The sequence below is a fragment of the Dermatophilaceae bacterium Sec6.4 genome, assembly GCA_039636865.1.
GTDB lineage: Bacteria > Actinomycetota > Actinomycetes > Actinomycetales > Dermatophilaceae > Allobranchiibius.
On sequence record CP144172.1, the window covers coordinates 3,223,413 to 3,238,777 of the forward strand.

Genomic DNA, 15,365 nt, shown 5'->3' on the forward strand with positions numbered 1-15,365 from the left:
AATGCGGCGCGACTGGGACGAGAGCGACGTACGCATCCGTCCGGGTCGCCGCTCGCGCCCCCGCACCAAGGACCGTCCCGCTCACGACGACGCAGTCGTCGCGCTGGTCATCGGGGTGGACCGGGGGCGCTGGACGTGCCTGCTCGAAGGGAATCCGGTCATCGCGATGCGGGCCCGCGAGCTGGGTCGCAAATCAATCGTGGTCGGTGATCAGGTCGGTCTCGTCGGAGACGTCAGCGGTCGACCCGGCTCGTTGGCGCGCATCGTGCGCGTGCAGCCGCGTACTTCGCTGCTGCGTCGCACCGCCGAAGACGACTCGGACAAGATCGAGCGGGTGATCGTCGCGAACGCCGACCAGCTCGGCATCGTCACCGCACTGGCCGACCCGGAACCGCGGCCGCGGATGATCGACCGCTGCCTCGTCGCGGCCTACGACGCCGGAATGACGCCTCTGCTCATACTCACCAAGGCCGACCTGCGCGATCCCACCCAGTTCCTGCAGGACTACGTCTCCCTGGATGTCCCCTACGTCATCACCAGCTCCTACGCCGGGCCGGGCACCGACGGCCTCGCCGACCTGCGGGCCCGGTTGACCGACCGGATGACTGTGCTGGTCGGGCATTCCGGGGTGGGCAAGTCGACCCTGGTGAATGCGCTGGTACCGCAAGCTCATCGAGCCATCGGGGTCGTCAACGCAGTCACCGGACGCGGTCGGCATACCTCCACCTCCGCGGTTGCACTGCCCCTCATCGACGGCGGTTGGGTCATCGACACACCAGGCGTGCGATCCTTCGGTCTCGCCCACGTCGACCTCGACCGCATCATCGACCACTTCCCCGACCTTGCGGCCGGGACCGACGACTGCCCTCGTGGCTGCACTCATGACGAGCCCGAATGCGGCCTGGACGCATGGGTCGACGGCGGTCATGCCGGCCTCGCCGGACCGTCGCGCCTGGAGTCGTTGAGGCGACTGCTGAGGTCACGGGCGGGCCTGCCTGAGGCCGATGGCGATTCGGGCGACGTGTACGACGCCAACAGCACCGGATCGGGCAGAACATGACGATGTGGCGCGTAGAGGTGCCCGAGACGCTCGCTCGTCACGTGATGGCCTTCACCGAGATCACCCCGGCACCAGGTCGGTGGCGATTCGCACTGGAGGCCACGTTCCTGACGGCGGTCTCCCTGGTGACCGTGAGCATCGTCGTATCGCCGGCTCTGTCGATCATCGGGTTGACCGGCGCGTTCCTGGCGGTCACGGCGCGCTCCCGACCACTGCGGGCGCGGGCAGCCATCCTGGCGGTGATGTATGCCGGCTACCTGATCTCGGTCACGCTCGGTGCGCTCACCGGCTCCAGACCCTGGCTGCTGACCATTGCCCTCACCGGTATCTCGGTGGTGGCCGTGATGGGCTACAACGCCCTGGTCGGTGATCAGCCGGGTCCGATGTTCTTGATCATCGGGGCCGCTATCGCGGCGTACCTGCCTACCGTGAACATCCCGGTCGCGACCGTCATCGAGATCAACGCGCTGGGCGCAGGCAGCGCATGCGCGGTAGCCCTGCTGCTGCAGTCGTTGCGCCGCGACACTGTGGTGCACGACGTCGTGGACGGCGCAGAGCAGGCGATCAAGGCCTATACCGCCACCGCACCGGGGCAGGGCGAACCCGCCGAACGCGGCCGGTTGCGCGACGCGGCGTACGCCTCCGTCTTCCGCGCGAGCAGTGTCCTGGAGTCGGCCGTCGGATCCACCCCGCGCAGCGCCCGCTGGGCGACCGAACATCAACGACTGCGGCGCCTGCACGTGGATCTGGTGGGTCGGATCTCACTCGCGCGGCTGGGCAATGCGCCGGTCGCCGTCGGCGCGATGGAGCAGAGCCGGTACCTCGGACTGCCCTCTTCGGCATACCTGCTGCGATGGGGGCTGTCCCAGCGTTCGCTGCCGTGGCTCGCCGCACGCCGCCTCGCCGCCGCCGTGATCCTCAGCTGCGCGGTGTCCTACGGGCTGCGGATCGGCCACCCTTACTGGGCCGTGCTCACCACGGCGTTGATCATCACCGTTGGCACAGACCGGCTCTCCCTCACCCACCGCGCACTGCGCAGGCTGGCCGGGACCCTGGCCGGCGTGCTGGTCTTCTTCGGTCTGCATGCGCTGCATCCCGGTGGCACCTGGCTGCTGATCGCTGTGCTGGTGCTGGTGTTCGTGATGCAGATGGTGGTCGTGCGCAACTATGCGCTGGGCGCGATTTTCATCACGCCTATGGCGCTGCTCATCTCCTCGGCCGGCGAGCCCTATGAGCCAGTGCTCAATATTGCCGGCCTGCGCATCCTGCAGACGGCCATCGGAGCGGCGTGCTCGCTCCTGGTGATCTGGGTCAGCAGCCGGGGCACTCCGATCCTGCTCGTGCGACGCCAGTACCGGCGGGCGTTGCGCGCATTGGAGCATCTTCTCGTGCTGCTGGCCGAGGGTGAACAGTCCACCGATCGTGGTTTCTCCGCGCGCCGCGACCTGGCCTTCGAACAACTTCAGTGCGCCCAGATCCTGGCGATCGCCCAGGTCGACCTGCCCTTGGTACTCGGACGCTGGGATGAGTTGGAAGCCGCTCTGAACGAGGTGTCCTACACCGTGTTGGCCGCCTGTTGGACGGTAACTCCGGGCGAGGTCCTGGACGCATCCGCGATGGCATCCCGGCTACAACGCCTGGTGGCCAGCCTGCCGCCGGTCAGTAGACAACCCGTGGACGCCCACCAGCTCGCGGCGGATCTGCACTCGGTTCTACAGGTCGGTACGGTCATCCGATGACCGGATCAGCGCCACCGACGTACGGGGACGACGTGCGCCTGGCACACGTCCTTGCCGACTCTGTCGAACCCGTCACCATGGGCCGATTCCGCGCAGCGGACCTCGCAGTCAACACCAAACCCGACCTCACCCCTGTGAGCGAGGCCGATCTGGAAGCCGAGCGTGTCATCCGGGCCCAGCTGGCACGGGCCCGTCCGCGGGACGGCATCAAGGGCGAGGAGTACGGCGTAACGGGCACCGGAAGCCGGCAGTGGATCATCGACCCGATCGATGGCACCAAGAACTACGTGCGGGGTGTGCCCGTGTGGGCGACTCTGATCGGCCTGGTGGACCACGGCGAGCCGGTCGTCGGGCTGGTCTCGGCACCGGCTCTGAATCGGCGCTGGTGGGCCGGCAAGGGAACAGGTGCATGGAGTGGGCGTTCCCTCTCCAACGCCAAACCCATCGCCGTATCGGGTGTTTCGACGCTCGCTGATGCCTCGCTGTCCTACGCGAGCCTCGGCGGATGGCGCGCAGCGGGCCGCCTGGACGCCTTCATATCCCTGCTGGACGAGTGCTGGCGCACCCGGGCATACGGGGATTTCTGGTCGTACATGCTGGTTGCCGAAGGCGCCGTCGATATCGCTGCGGAACCTGAGCTGCAGGACTACGACATGGCGGCACTGGTGCCGATCGTCACCGAAGCGGGCGGGCGGTTCACCGGTCTGGACGGTCGCGACGGATGTTGGAGCGGGAACGCCGTGGCAACCAACGGGCTGCTGCACGACGAGGTCATCAGCCGCTTGTGGTGACATAAGTTCGATTTCGAAGAACAGTGGTGGCACACTCTGAGATGAGCCTCACATTTGTGCCGCGCAGCCCGTCGTTAGGAGATTTGCCATGACCGTCGTGGAAAACACCGCAGTAGTGCAACGTCGTGAGCTGCGCACCGAGTTACCCGGGCCGAAGTCCCGCGCGCTGACGCAGCGGCGTAACGCCGTCGTGGCCGCAGGCGTTTCCTCCACCATGCCGATCTATGTTGCGCGCGCTGCGGGCGGGATCATCGAGGACGTCGACGGCAACACCCTGATCGATCTGGGATCGGGCATCGCGGTCACCTCGGTCGGCAACTCCGACCCGCGAGTGGTCGAAGGCGTGCAACAGCAGGTCGCCGACTTCACGCACACCTGTTTCATGGTCAGCCCCTACGAGGGCTACGTCGCGGTCGCGGAGAAACTCGCCGAGCTCACCCCGGGCGATCACGCCAAGAAGTCGGCCCTGTTCAACTCCGGCGCCGAGGCGGTCGAGAACGCAGTCAAGATCGCGCGGTACGCAACAGGTCGCACCGCCGTTGTCGCGGTTGATCACGCCTACCACGGCCGTACCAACCTCACGATGGCCCTGACAGCCAAGGCCATGCCGTACAAATCAGGCTTCGGCCCGTTCGCGTCCGACATCTACCGGGTGCCGACCTCCTACCCCTTCCGCGACCCAGCAGGAATGACCGGCGAGCAGGCCGCTCAGCGCGCGATCGCCATTGCGGAGAAGACCATCGGCGCCGATCAGATCGCCGCGCTGATCATTGAACCCGTCCAGGGTGAGGGCGGTTTCATCGTTCCCGCCCCAGGATTCCTCGGTGCGCTCTCGAAGTGGTGCACGCAGAACGGCATCGTCTTCATCGCTGATGAGGTGCAGAGCGGTTTTGCCCGCACCGGTGCCTGGTTCGCCTGTGACCACGAGGGTGTCGTGCCCGATCTGGTGACCACCGCGAAGGGCATCGCCGGCGGACTCCCACTCGCGGCCGTTACCGGTCGCGCCGAGCTGCTGGACGCAGTCCACGCGGGCGGTTTGGGTGGTACCTACGGTGGCAACCCGGTCGCGTGCGCAGCAGCACTCGGCGCCATCGAGACCATGGAATCCGATGGTCTGATCGAGCGGGCCCAGCACATCGAAGACCTCGTAAAGGCACGCCTGACAACGCTGGCCTCGACGACTCCGCAGATCGGCGACGTCCGCGGGCGCGGAGCGATGCTGGCGATCGAGATCGTCAAGCCCGGCACCATGGAGCCGGACGCCGTCCTCACCGCCGCGATTGCCAAGAAGTGCCACGCGCAGGGAGTCATCATCCTGACCTGTGGCACGTACGGCAACGTCATCCGGCTGTTGCCGCCGCTCGTGATCAGCGATGAACTGTTGAACGAAGGTCTCGATGTGCTGGCGGAGGCCTTCGCTTCCTGATCTGGTCGCTCCCTGATCTGATCGGCACGGGCGCTGGTAACGACTAAGGTCGTGACCAGCGCTCGACCATGTCGACGTCACGCACTGGTAAGGACGTCCGGTGGACATATCGACTTCGAAACCTACGGAGGTTCTGCGATGAACTGGTGGCAGTGGTTACTCGTGATCGTGGTGATCGTGCTCCTACTGGTGGGCGGTTTCATCGCGATCCAGGCGCGCCGCCGTCGCGGCGGCGTCATTGTGGATCCGGCTGGTTCACCCCGCTCCAGAGGCGGTAAGGGCGCATGACGCCGATAACACGCCTGATGCGTACCTCAGCACTCGAGAAGCTCCCGGTCGTCACGATGGGAGGTGAGGACATCGCGCAGATCAAGGATGTCGTCTACTCCGCCGGCGGTGGGCAAGTCGGCGGCTTCACCCTCGCGGGCCGCGGTATCTTCGCCGGTCCGCTCAAGACAGCACTCGCATGGAGTTCGGTCTCCTCCCTCGGCTCCGATGCCGTGATGATCACCACCGAGAGCGTGCTGGAAGCAACCGATGCTGTGCTGGACCGGTCGGCAGCAAGCGGCGGCTCCGGTGGCAATGTGCTCGGCTCGCAGGTGCTGACCGACGGCGGCAGCGACCTGGGCAAAGTGATCGACGTGATCATCGAGGTATCGCAGGGCGGCGCCGGACAATGCGATGTCGTCGGTTATGAGATCGAGGCATCCGAAGCCCTGGGCAGCAACGGCACCAATGTGCTCATCCCCCTACCGGACACCATCGCGGTCTCGGGCGAACACCTGATCGTGCCGGCCAGTGCCAAGGATTTCGTAGGACACGACCTGGCCGGTTTCGGCGCGGCCGTCGAGCAGTTCCGGGCCCAGTTGGAGGCTGATCGCTGATGCGTTTCAAGGAGTCCATCAACCGCAAGGTCGTCAGCCTGGCGAATGCAGAGAGCATCGGCAAGGTGTCCCATTTCGTCGTCGACGTGCCGGAGCACAAGATTTCAGCGCTGAAGTTGCGCAAGACCGATGACAAGCACCGCGCGTTCCTGGTGTGGGGGTCTGTCTCGGGATTCGGCGACGACGCTGTGACGGTCGCTGACGCCGCGGTCCTGGTGGACGGTGACGAGACGCTGGAGAAGGATGCCGACAAGCATCACCAACTTATCGGCAAACTCGCACTGAGCACGCTGGGCGATGAACTGGGTGTCGTCTCTGACGTCGAATTCGATCCCGCGACGGGTGTACTGCTGCGCATTCAGCACACCCATGGTTCCACCCACGGCGACGGTCTCGTAGGTATCGGTTCCTACGCTGCCGTGCTCGAGGTCACCGCAGACTGAGACCAGCGAGTCACGCCACGGTTCATCAGATGACCGTGACTTCGCCGATGCCCAGCGCTCGGATGGCGTCGGCGTGGTGGGAGGCATCCCCCACCAGGACCAGCGTGCGCGGCTGCCCGGACCACGCGTTCCACGCCTCGATCAGGTCGGAAGAGCTCAGCTCACGCAGCTTGTTCAAATAGTCGGTGACAAATTGCGTTGAGAGCCCGTCCAGGGCCAGCGCCGCCGCCTGGTCGGCGACGACATCTGCGGTCGCGTAGCGGCCGGGTGCGGTCATGGCGATGAAGTCCGCCCCGGAGCGTAGTTCCTCGTCGGTGAACCCGTCACCGATGCTGTCCAGCACCGACCAGAGCTGCTGCACCGCATCCACAGTCGAATCTCCACGCACCGAGCCCGCTGCAACGAAGCTGCCGCTACCGCCGCGGGGCCGGAACCCCGCACCGAAGCCGTACGTGTAGCCCTTCTCCTCACGCAGCACCCGGTCGATCCGGGCACCCGGCGACCCGCCGATGAGGTAGCTCAGTACCGGGTAGGGCGCCCATCCGCCCACGACCGTGCGCGAGGGCCCGCGCCAGCCCAGTTGCACCTGGGTCTGCACCGATCCCGGCCGGTCCACGAAGACGACCCGGTGCCCACCCGTGCGCGCGTCGTCTTCGTGGGTAGCTGCTGCTGCGCCGGGACCCCACGCCCCCAGGGCGGCATCCACGTCTGCGAACACCTGCTCGTGGTCCTGGTCCGCTGCCACGATGACGCGGGCACCCGTGGAGTGCACGGTGGCGGCATGGAAATCGCGGACGTCAGCGGCGGTGATCGCAGCGACCGACTGCGCCCGCCCGGCGACCGGTCTACTGGCACGAGCGGTGGGCTGGTAGTGCGCACCGACCCATTCCAGTGCCGCACGGGACGCCGGGTCGGCCAGCGCGTGCTCGATGTCGGACAGCCGGGCTGCCACGGCCCGCTGCACTTCCTCTTCGGGGAAGACGGGCTCCGTGAGGCATTCGCGCAGCAGGTCCACAGCGGGTGCCATCGCACCCGTCGGGACGTCGACCTGCACACACAACCCCGACAGCGTCTGGGCGGCTCCCAACGCGACACCGTTGCGCTCGAGCAGTCCGGCGAACTCGTCCGGCCCGTGGCTGGCGGTGCCCTCGTCCATGGTGCGCGAGACGATCGTGGCCAGTCCCTCCAGCTCGCGCGGTTCCGCAGCGGCCGGTACCGGGACGATCACCTGAACCGATGCGACATGCTGGCCGGGCAGGCGGTACACCGTCAGCGGCACCCCGTTACGCAAAGTGTGCTCGGTGGGCTGTGGAAAGGACCACGGAGCAGGTGGTGCGACATCCGGGCGGGCAATCTGACTCACGATGCGTCCTCGCGTCGGTAGATGACGGCGGCTGCGTGCTCCGGTGCCAGGAACTGCGCTGCAGTGTCCTGTATCTGCTCCGGGGTGATGGCCAGCAACTCCCCCAGATGAGTGTTGAGGTAGCCCGGTTCGTCATGCAGCAGGGTGTACTGGCTGATGAAGTCCGCTCGCTCCTCGATGCTCGCAAATGCCTGCAGCACCTGGCGGGTGGCACCCGCCCGCAGCACCTGCATCTCGTCGTCAGTGGGCGGTGTCTGCGCCAGAGCTACCAGCTCTTCGCGGATCGACTCCTGCACCTGCTCGACGCGGTGTCCGGCGGCGACGTCGGCGCCGAGCAGCCCCAGCGACACGCCACCGGCGAGACCGAAGGAGTTGCTGAACACGTGGTCGGCGGCGTGCTCCCGTCGCACGACACGACGGTGCAGCCGGGAGGTCGCCATCCCTGCCAGCAGATCCAGCGCCAGTTCGGCGGCCAGATAGCTGCAGGTGCCCTGCGTGCGGTCGGCGGGTAACCGGAACCCGAGGTAGATGCGGTCACTGGGCACGTCTTCGACCCGCTCGACGGTGGTGGGTGATGTCAGCGGAGGTAGCGGCGTCGAGACCGGCAAGCCCGGCCGTTCCAAGTCCGGCAAACCGCCGAAGTACTTCTGTGCTGCTTCGAAACCGGCTTGCGGCTGCACGTCACCGCACAGGGTCAACACGGTATTGCTCGGTCGGTAGTGGGCGCTGTAGAAGGCCTGCACGTCCTGCAGCGATGCGGCATCCAGGTCGTCCATCGAACCGATGGTGGAGTGGTGGTAAGGATGTCCCTCAGGAAAGACCGCCCCGTAGATGTCGGCGAGTGCGTTGCCGTACGGGCGGTTGTCGTAGCGCTGTCGCTTCTCCTCCTTGACCACGTCGCGTTGATTGTCCAGATTTGTCTGGGTCAGCGCGTCCAGCAGGTATCCGTGCCGGTCGGCCTCCATCCATAACGCCAACTCCATCGCGCCGGTCGGGACCACCTCGAAGTAGTTGGTGCGGTCGAACCAGGTCGTGGCGTTCAGCCGGGCGCCCGCCGCCTGCAACCGCGAGAAGTGCTCGCCTTCGGCGACGTTGCGCGATCCCTGGAACATCAGATGCTCGAACAGATGCGCCAGCCCGGTAGCGCCCGGCACCTCGTGCCGGGAACCGACACCCACCCAGAGATTGACCGCCACGGTGGGCACGTTGTGGTCGCTGGAGACGACCACCCGCAACCCGTTCGCGAGCGTATGTGTGGCCACTTCGTAATCGAGGCGGGAGTCCTGCAGCGACTGGGGCGTCATCCGCGCGGTCATCCGACCTCGTTGGCCAGTGCGTCGATTCCCGCCTCATGGTCGTTGAGGGAGGGCCGTCCGCTGGTCGTGGACGGCGTGAAGTCTGCACCGAGCTTCTCGATCGCCAGGCGCGCGTAGATCTGCTGCTCGGTCGAAGTCCGCTCTCCTCGACCTCTGCCCAGGAAGGAGACGGTCCAGTGGAAGAAAGTGCCGATCCGACTCTTGAAGCCGATGATGTAGACGATGTGCACCCCGAGCCACATCACCCACGCCACGAACCCGGAGATTTCGACCTTGCCGATCTTGGCGACCGCGCTGAACCGGGAGACCGTGGCCATCGAGCCCTTGTCGAAATAGTTGAACGGCTTGCCGTCGTCGGGTTTACCGGCCAACCGCGCCTTGATCTTCTTCGCGGCATACTTCCCACCCTGGATGGCGACCTGCGCGACTCCGGGCAGGTTGTCCAGCGCGATCATGTCACCGACCAGGAAAATCTCCGGATGACCCGGCAGCGTCAGGTCTTTCTCGACGTGCACCCGGCCGCTCCGGTCGACTTTTGCACCCGTTCGGTCAGCGAGCATCTTGCCCAGTGGGCTGGCTGCCACTCCCGCCGCCCACACCTTGCACAGCGCTTCGATGCGGTGCTTGGCGCCGTCCGGCGACTCGTACTCGACACCCTCAGCATCGATGTCGGTGACTTTGGCATCCATGGTGACTTCGACGCCGAGCTTCTTCAATCGGCTGGCTGCCTTGGCTCCCAACCGTTTCCCGTACGGGGTGAGCACCGCGTCGGCTGCATCCAGGAGCACGATGCGCGCGTGCCGGCTCTTGATCGCCCGGAAGTCATGGGACAGCGTGCGCTTGGACAACTCGGCAATCTGCCCGGCCATCTCCACACCTGTCGGCCCGGCGCCGACGACAACGAAGGTCATGAGGCGGTTGACCTCCTGTGGGCGACCCGCGGCGGCGGCCATCTCGGCCAGTTCGAAGGCCCCGAAGATCCGACCGCGCAGCTCCAACGCGTCATCGATGCTCTTCATGCCCGGCGCGAAGCGTGCGAAGTGGTCATTCCCGAAGTAGGACTGGCCGGCACCAGCCGCCACGATCAGGCTGTCGTAGTCGTAGATGTTGGTCTGCTCCAGCGCGACTGCGGTGACCTGTCGTTTTTCGACATCGATGTCGGTGACGTGCCCGAAGAACACCCTGGCATTCTGCTGCCGGGAGAGCACCTCGCGGGTCGACGGGGCGATCAGACCCTCGGACAGAATGCCGGTGGCGACCTGGTAGAGCAGTGGTTGGAACAGGTGGTACGTCGTCCCGGAAATCAATGTGACATCCACGTCTGCGCGCTTCAGGGCACGTGCTGCAAAGAGCCCGCCGAAGCCGGAACCGATGATGACGACGCGGTGGCGCCGTGTGGAAGTGTCCGAACTTGATGGCTGCATGATTTCTACGGTAGTCGGCGCGACATCGACTCGCATCGTCCGGCAGTAAGGTGAGGCCCGTTGCGACCTGTCCGCAGCGCCATGGCAGCTGACTATTTACCGTGTACGTGGAGGGGCGATGAGTCAACCGAACGATCCTTTCCGATCGCCGAACGAGACCCTTGCGGCGCCGATCGTCTGGACCGCGCCGGCCCCAGCATCCCGACAGCATCCGTGGTCGGCTCCGGATCCCTTCGCCGAGCCGCAGCGGCCGGCTCCGCCGGCGCCGGTGACCCAGTCGCAGATCGACTGGCCACAACAGGACCAGCACGACCAGCAACCGGAGCCTGCGTTCCTGAAAAAACCTGAGCCCGAGCCCGAACCTGAGCCCGTCATTGAGCAGTTCGCTCCGCCGGTACCGACTCCCGCCGCCCCCACCGCTGAGGATCGACCCGCCGACGATGATGATGTCCTGACGATCGGGCGCGGTCGGGGTAATTCCATCGTGCTGGACGACATGCTGGTCTCACGTCACCACGTGCGCATCACCGCTGACGACGACGGGCTGGTCCTGCAGGACCTCGGCAGCCGCAACGGCACGTTCGTCAACGGGGATCGGGTCCAGAGCGCGGCACTGCACGAGGGTGACCTGATCGGTATCGGGTCGACCACCTTCGAAGTACGTGACGGCTGGCTCGTCAGCGTTTGATCGACGAAAGCGGTAATCAGGTGCAGAACGCCTCCAGCGGTGACCTCACTCTCAGCTTCCCCGGCGGCCACCGCCGGCTGTCGGACGGCGAATCCGTCGTGGTCGGCAGATCCGGCGAGTGCGACGTGAGTATCCCCGACAGCAACGCCTCCCGACGTCATGTCCGCCTCACGCGGCAGGGCACCACAGTGCTCGCAACAGATCTGGGCAGCTCGAACGGGACCTGGATAGCAGGCGCCCGGATCCAGACGCCCACGCAGGTGTCGTCGGGCGGTTTTGTGCAACTCGGCGGTCCGACCGGCCCGGGTCTGCAGATTGGTTTCCTACCCGCGCCCGGGCCTGCGGCGCCGATCCCCGCAAACCTGATGCCCAGTAATACCGGAGTGGTCTTCGACCGTTACGCGGCACCGGCCGGTCCCCCGCCGGTGCAGGCTCAGCCTCATCAGCAGCCCGGGCGGCAGGTGCTGAGCATCGGCCGCGGTCGGGAGAATCAAATCGTCCTGGATGACCTGTTGGCCTCGCGGCGACACACGGAGTTGGTGTCCCGTCCGGGCGGGTTCGAGGTACACGATCTGGGCAGTCGCAACGGTACCTACGTCAACGGTCAGCGCATCTCGGTCGCACCGCTGGGTGAAGGCGACCTGCTCGCGGTCGGCCACTCGCGCTTCACGGTGGCACAGGGGCAGTTGGTTGCCAACGTCGATCAAGGCGATGTCGCTTTTGTCGCCAACCACCTGTCGTACGTGCTGCCCGGCGGCAAGAAGCTGCTGGACGACGTCTCGTTCGCACTGCCCGGTTCCAGCCTGCTGGCCATCATCGGCCCGTCCGGGGCCGGCAAGTCCACCATGCTCAAAGCGTTGACCGGTGCAGCACCGGCAACCAGCGGGGAGGTCTACTACGACGGTCGCGACCTCTACCAGAATTTTCAGGATCTCCGCCACCGGATCGGGGTTGTACCCCAGGACGACGTGGTCCACCGGCAACTCACTGTGCGGCAGGCGTTGCGTTTCGCCGCTGAACTGCGGTTCCCAGACGATCTGGACACCCATCTACGCACAGCGCGGGTCGAGGAGGTCATCGACGAACTCGGCCTGACCGAGCACGCGGCCACCAGGGTCGACCGGCTCTCCGGAGGCCAGCGCAAACGCACATCGGTGGCGTTGGAGCTGCTGACCCGCCCCTCCCTGCTGTTCCTGGACGAGCCGACGTCCGGGCTCGATCCGGGCCTGGACAAACAGGTCATGCAGACGCTGCGGCAACTCGCGGACGGCGGCCGCACCGTCGCGGTCATCACCCACAGCGTGGCCAATCTGCATGTCTGCGACAAGGTGCTGCTGCTCGCGCCGGGTGGACGGGTCGCCTACTTCGGCCCGCCGGACGGGCTGCTCGCCTTCTTCGGCGTACGTGATCACGCCGACGTGTTCACCGCCGTTGCTGCGGACCCGGCCGGTGTCGCGCACCGCTTCCGCACCTCCTGGCTGCACGAAGAGCAGGTCGCCGGTCCGTTGCGCTCACCTCGCGGCCTGCAACCGCCGGAGGAGCCGCCGCGCCAGCAGAGCATCGCGGCGCAGTTGTCGACCCTGGCCCGACGACACCTGCGGGTCATCGCTGCAGACCGCGGTTACGCCACATTCATGGCTCTGCTACCGGTCGTCCTGGCCGTTTTGACAATGGTGGTGCCGGGTCGGTTCGGACTGTCGTTCACTACCGTCCTCGTGAGTGGCACACCCGTTCCGGCCTCGGGGGTGGAGGCCAGCCAGATCCTGGTGATCCTGATCATCGGGTCGGTGTTCATGGGCACTGCGGTCAGCGTGCGGGAGCTGATCGGCGAGCGTGCGATCTTCAAGCGCGAGCGTGCCGTGGGTCTGTCCAGCACCGGTTACATCGCAGCCAAACTGCTGATTTTCGGGGTGATGACCTTGTTGCAGTCAGTGGTGCTGGTGTTACTTGTCGAGACCCGCAAGTCCGCGCCGAGCAGTGCCGTGGCCTTGGGCTCACCGACCCTGGAGCTGATCATCGCGTGTTGGTTGACAGCCCTGGCAGCGATGGCACTGGGCCTGCTGATGTCGGCGATCGTGCGTACCTCGGAGCAGGTCATGCCGCTGCTGGTGGTCTCGATCATGGCTCAGCTCGTGCTGTGTGGCGGATTGTTCCCTGTTGCCGGCCGCGTCGTTCTGGAGCAGCTGGCCTGGCTGGCACCCGCGCGGTGGGGTTTCGCCCTGAGCGCGAGCACCGTTGATCTGGATCGGTTCTCGTTGAAGGACAAGGATTCGCTGTGGGAGCACACGGTCGGCAACGGCACGCTTACGACCGTCATGCTGCTGGTGCTCACACTGCTGTTCGCCGGCGCCGCTCTGTGGAGGCTGGACCGCGACCGGGCCGAGTAAAGGACCCAGCCTCAGCCCTGGCGGCGTAGCGACATTGCGCGCTGCGCCTCGCGGTCATCCTGCCGCTCACGCAGCGCCTGCCGCTTGTCGTAGAGCTTCTTACCGCGGGCCAGTGCGATTTCGGTCTTGGCCCGGCCGTCCACGAAGTAGAGCGACAACGGGATCAGCGTGTAACCGCTCTCCCGGGACTTGATCAACAACTTCTCGATCTGCTCGCGGTGCAGCAGTAGTTTGCGTCGGCGTAGCGCAGAGTGGTTGGTCCAGGTGCCCTGCATGTACTGAGGGATATGGACCCCCTCGAGCCAGAGCTCTCCACCGTATTCGGCGGCGTACCCGTCGACCAGCGACGCGCGCCCCATCCGCAGACTCTTGACCTCGGTGCCCATGAGGACGAGGCCCGCCTCGACCGTGTCCTCGATGAGGTAGTCGTGACGCGCCTTCTTGTTGTTGGCAACGAGCTTCTTGCCGGATTCTTTTGCCACTCGATCCATGGTAGCGATCGGGTGCAAACCGATTACTGCAACCAGAGCATCGGATTGACGTAGGTACCGTTGTCCAGCACCGCGAAGTGCAGGTGGCAACCGGTCGAACGGCCCGTCGTGCCGGAGTAGCCGATCAGCTGGCCGCGTTTGACCGCGCCGCTGCGGATCACGAAACCGGACAGGTGCTCGTACTGACTGGCCAGGTTCTGGCCCCGCACGTAGCCATGGTCGATGACGATGTTCCCACCGGCGATGCTGTCCGACCCGGCAAAAATGACCGTGCCATCGGCCGCTGCACGCACCGGGGTACCGCAGGGGTAGGGGAAGTCGTCACCAGCATGCAGCCGCAGCACACCGTCGACCGGATTGACGCGCATCCCGAAGACCGACACGATGCTGGACAGCGGCATCGGCGGGGTGAAGAAGCCGTTACCACGGGCCGAGGCGGGGGCGGGTCCGGTGGCAGCGGGCGGCTGCGGGGTCTGCACGGCGGGCGCCCGGGTGGCGGTGGCTGCCGCGCGACGCTGCGCCTTGGCGAGCGCCACCGCGCGTACCCGCAACAGCGTCGTCAGTTTTGCCGCCTCCACCTGGTGCTGCTTGAGTTGCGTCGCGTCGACTGCCTGCTGCTTGACGAGCGCATTTCGTGCCGAGGTCTGGGTGCGCTGGGTGGTGAGCACCGCGTTCTGGGCGGTCTGTGCCGCGTTGCGAGCCGTGGTGGCATCCGCTACGGCGTTGTCCGCCGCAATCTTGAGACCGGCGACCCGACGACGTGCCGACGCGAGGGCGACGCCCTCGGTGCGCTGGGTGGCCTGCTGGCCGGCCAGCTTGGTCAATACCCCGTTTTGTTGGCGTAACAGCAGGTCCGCGGTCGACATCTGATCGGCGACGTCCGGTCCGTCGGCGCCGAGAATCTGCAACGTCAGCGCGAAATTACCCAGTCCGCCTGCCTCATAACTGCGGCGGGCGATACCGCCGACCAGGATGGTGGTGCGCGCCTGCGCGGCGGCTGTCGTGCTGATCGCTGTGGAGTTCTTGGACTCGGTCGCACGGGCAGCGGCCAACTCACCGGCGACGACAACGCTGCGGTTCGCAGCAGAAGTGAGCGCGGTCTGTCGGGTCTTCAGCGCTGCCTGGGCGCTCGCGACGGCCTTGGCGGTGCCCGCCAGTTTCAGCTGAGCGGTCTGCAACTGCGCCGACGTGTCGTCCAGGTCGGCCTGGGCGGTCCTGACCTGCGCATCGACTTTCTTCTTCTGCGTGGCCGGGTCGTCGGCGTACGCATGCACCGAGACGCTTGCTGCGCTGACTGCCACCAACGCAGCAGTGAGTACCCGCATCGAGCGGACCGAAAGGGGCATCTTCACA

The 15,365-nt window shown here is 66.2% G+C and carries 14 protein-coding genes; 9 read left to right on the forward strand and 5 right to left on the reverse strand.

Annotated features, from left to right (window positions below; translation table 11 throughout):
* The first annotated feature begins 1 nt into the window (after position 1).
* The 7 genes from rsgA to V3G39_15420 all read left to right on the forward strand — a co-directional run bounded on the left by rsgA (position 2) and on the right by V3G39_15420 (position 6,343).
* On the forward strand, positions 2-1,060 hold the full coding sequence (gene rsgA / locus V3G39_15390; GenBank protein XAS78260.1) for a ribosome small subunit-dependent GTPase A: 1,059 nt from the start codon (positions 2-4) through the stop codon (positions 1,058-1,060).
* A 2-nt stretch (positions 1,061-1,062) separates the two neighbouring features.
* Positions 1,063-2,799 (forward strand): FUSC family protein, encoded by a 1,737-nt coding sequence (locus tag V3G39_15395; GenBank protein ID XAS76013.1) that lies wholly within the window; start codon positions 1,063-1,065, stop codon positions 2,797-2,799.
* Entirely contained in the window at positions 2,796-3,590 is a 795-nt protein-coding gene (gene hisN / locus V3G39_15400) for a histidinol-phosphatase (protein XAS76014.1), read from the forward strand. Before V3G39_15395 ends, hisN begins: the two co-directional genes overlap by 4 nt.
* Before the next feature lie 88 nt (positions 3,591-3,678).
* Positions 3,679-5,016: a 4-aminobutyrate--2-oxoglutarate transaminase gene (gabT, locus tag V3G39_15405; GenBank protein XAS76015.1), complete on the forward strand. Its 1,338-nt coding sequence runs from the start codon at positions 3,679-3,681 to the stop codon at positions 5,014-5,016.
* A gap of 138 nt (positions 5,017-5,154) precedes the next feature.
* Positions 5,155-5,304, forward strand: coding sequence for a hypothetical protein (locus V3G39_15410; GenBank protein ID XAS76016.1), 150 nt, complete (start codon positions 5,155-5,157; stop codon positions 5,302-5,304).
* A gap of 17 nt (positions 5,305-5,321) precedes the next feature.
* Positions 5,322-5,900, forward strand: a complete 579-nt coding sequence (locus V3G39_15415; protein XAS76017.1) for a PRC-barrel domain-containing protein — start codon at positions 5,322-5,324, stop codon at positions 5,898-5,900.
* On the forward strand, positions 5,900-6,343 hold the full coding sequence (locus V3G39_15420) for a PRC-barrel domain-containing protein (protein ID XAS76018.1): 444 nt from the start codon (positions 5,900-5,902) through the stop codon (positions 6,341-6,343). The genes V3G39_15415 and V3G39_15420 overlap by 1 nt, the downstream gene beginning before the upstream one ends.
* Before the next feature lie 25 nt (positions 6,344-6,368).
* On the opposite strand, the gene V3G39_15425 is transcribed toward V3G39_15420, so the two are convergent.
* The 3 genes from V3G39_15425 to V3G39_15435 are packed head-to-tail and all read right to left on the reverse strand — an operon-like array spanning position 6,369 to position 10,446.
* Positions 6,369-7,706, reverse strand: coding sequence for a pitrilysin family protein (locus V3G39_15425; protein XAS76019.1), 1,338 nt, complete (start codon positions 7,704-7,706; stop codon positions 6,369-6,371).
* Entirely contained in the window at positions 7,703-9,022 is a 1,320-nt protein-coding gene (locus V3G39_15430) for a pitrilysin family protein (GenBank protein ID XAS76020.1), read from the reverse strand. The genes V3G39_15425 and V3G39_15430 overlap by 4 nt, the downstream gene beginning before the upstream one ends.
* Complete coding sequence (locus V3G39_15435; GenBank protein ID XAS76021.1) at positions 9,019-10,446, reverse strand: NAD(P)/FAD-dependent oxidoreductase; 1,428 nt, start codon at positions 10,444-10,446, stop codon at positions 9,019-9,021. Before V3G39_15435 ends, V3G39_15430 begins: the two co-directional genes overlap by 4 nt.
* Before the next feature lie 118 nt (positions 10,447-10,564).
* Here V3G39_15435 and V3G39_15440 point away from each other — a divergent pair, with 118 nt between their 5' ends.
* Entirely contained in the window at positions 10,565-11,134 is a 570-nt protein-coding gene (locus V3G39_15440) for an FHA domain-containing protein (GenBank protein XAS76022.1), read from the forward strand.
* Positions 11,131-13,521 (forward strand): FHA domain-containing protein, encoded by a 2,391-nt coding sequence (locus V3G39_15445; protein XAS76023.1) that lies wholly within the window; start codon positions 11,131-11,133, stop codon positions 13,519-13,521. The genes V3G39_15440 and V3G39_15445 overlap by 4 nt, the downstream gene beginning before the upstream one ends.
* An 11-nt stretch (positions 13,522-13,532) precedes the next feature.
* Here V3G39_15445 and smpB read toward each other — a convergent pair whose 3' ends face one another.
* Positions 13,533-14,003 carry an SsrA-binding protein SmpB gene (gene smpB / locus V3G39_15450; protein XAS76024.1) on the reverse strand — a complete coding sequence of 157 codons (471 nt, stop codon included), beginning with the start codon at positions 14,001-14,003 and terminating at the stop codon, positions 13,533-13,535.
* Positions 14,004-14,035: 32 nt separating this feature from the next.
* Positions 14,036-15,358 (reverse strand): M23 family metallopeptidase, encoded by a 1,323-nt coding sequence (locus V3G39_15455; protein ID XAS76025.1) that lies wholly within the window; start codon positions 15,356-15,358, stop codon positions 14,036-14,038.
* Positions 15,359-15,365 lie beyond the last annotated feature (7 nt).

Bases quoted from the DNA above. Each gene is read 5' to 3' on its own strand.
- V3G39_15415 (XAS76017.1), top strand. From the start codon at position 5,322: ATGCGTACCTCAGCACTCGAGAAGCTCCCGGTCGTCACGATGGGAGGT.
- V3G39_15455 (XAS76025.1), bottom strand. From the start codon at position 15,358: ATGCCCCTTTCGGTCCGCTCGATGCGGGTACTCACTGCTGCGTTGGTG.
- V3G39_15420 (XAS76018.1), top strand. From the start codon at position 5,900: ATGCGTTTCAAGGAGTCCATCAACCGCAAGGTCGTCAGCCTGGCGAAT.
- rsgA (XAS78260.1), top strand. From the start codon at position 2: ATGCGGCGCGACTGGGACGAGAGCGACGTACGCATCCGTCCGGGTCGC.
- V3G39_15435 (XAS76021.1), bottom strand. From the start codon at position 10,446: ATGCAGCCATCAAGTTCGGACACTTCCACACGGCGCCACCGCGTCGTC.
- gabT (XAS76015.1), top strand. From the start codon at position 3,679: ATGACCGTCGTGGAAAACACCGCAGTAGTGCAACGTCGTGAGCTGCGC.
- V3G39_15430 (XAS76020.1), bottom strand. From the start codon at position 9,022: ATGACCGCGCGGATGACGCCCCAGTCGCTGCAGGACTCCCGCCTCGAT.
- hisN (XAS76014.1), top strand. From the start codon at position 2,796: ATGACCGGATCAGCGCCACCGACGTACGGGGACGACGTGCGCCTGGCA.
- V3G39_15440 (XAS76022.1), top strand. From the start codon at position 10,565: ATGAGTCAACCGAACGATCCTTTCCGATCGCCGAACGAGACCCTTGCG.
- V3G39_15410 (XAS76016.1), top strand. From the start codon at position 5,155: ATGAACTGGTGGCAGTGGTTACTCGTGATCGTGGTGATCGTGCTCCTA.
- V3G39_15395 (XAS76013.1), top strand. From the start codon at position 1,063: ATGTGGCGCGTAGAGGTGCCCGAGACGCTCGCTCGTCACGTGATGGCC.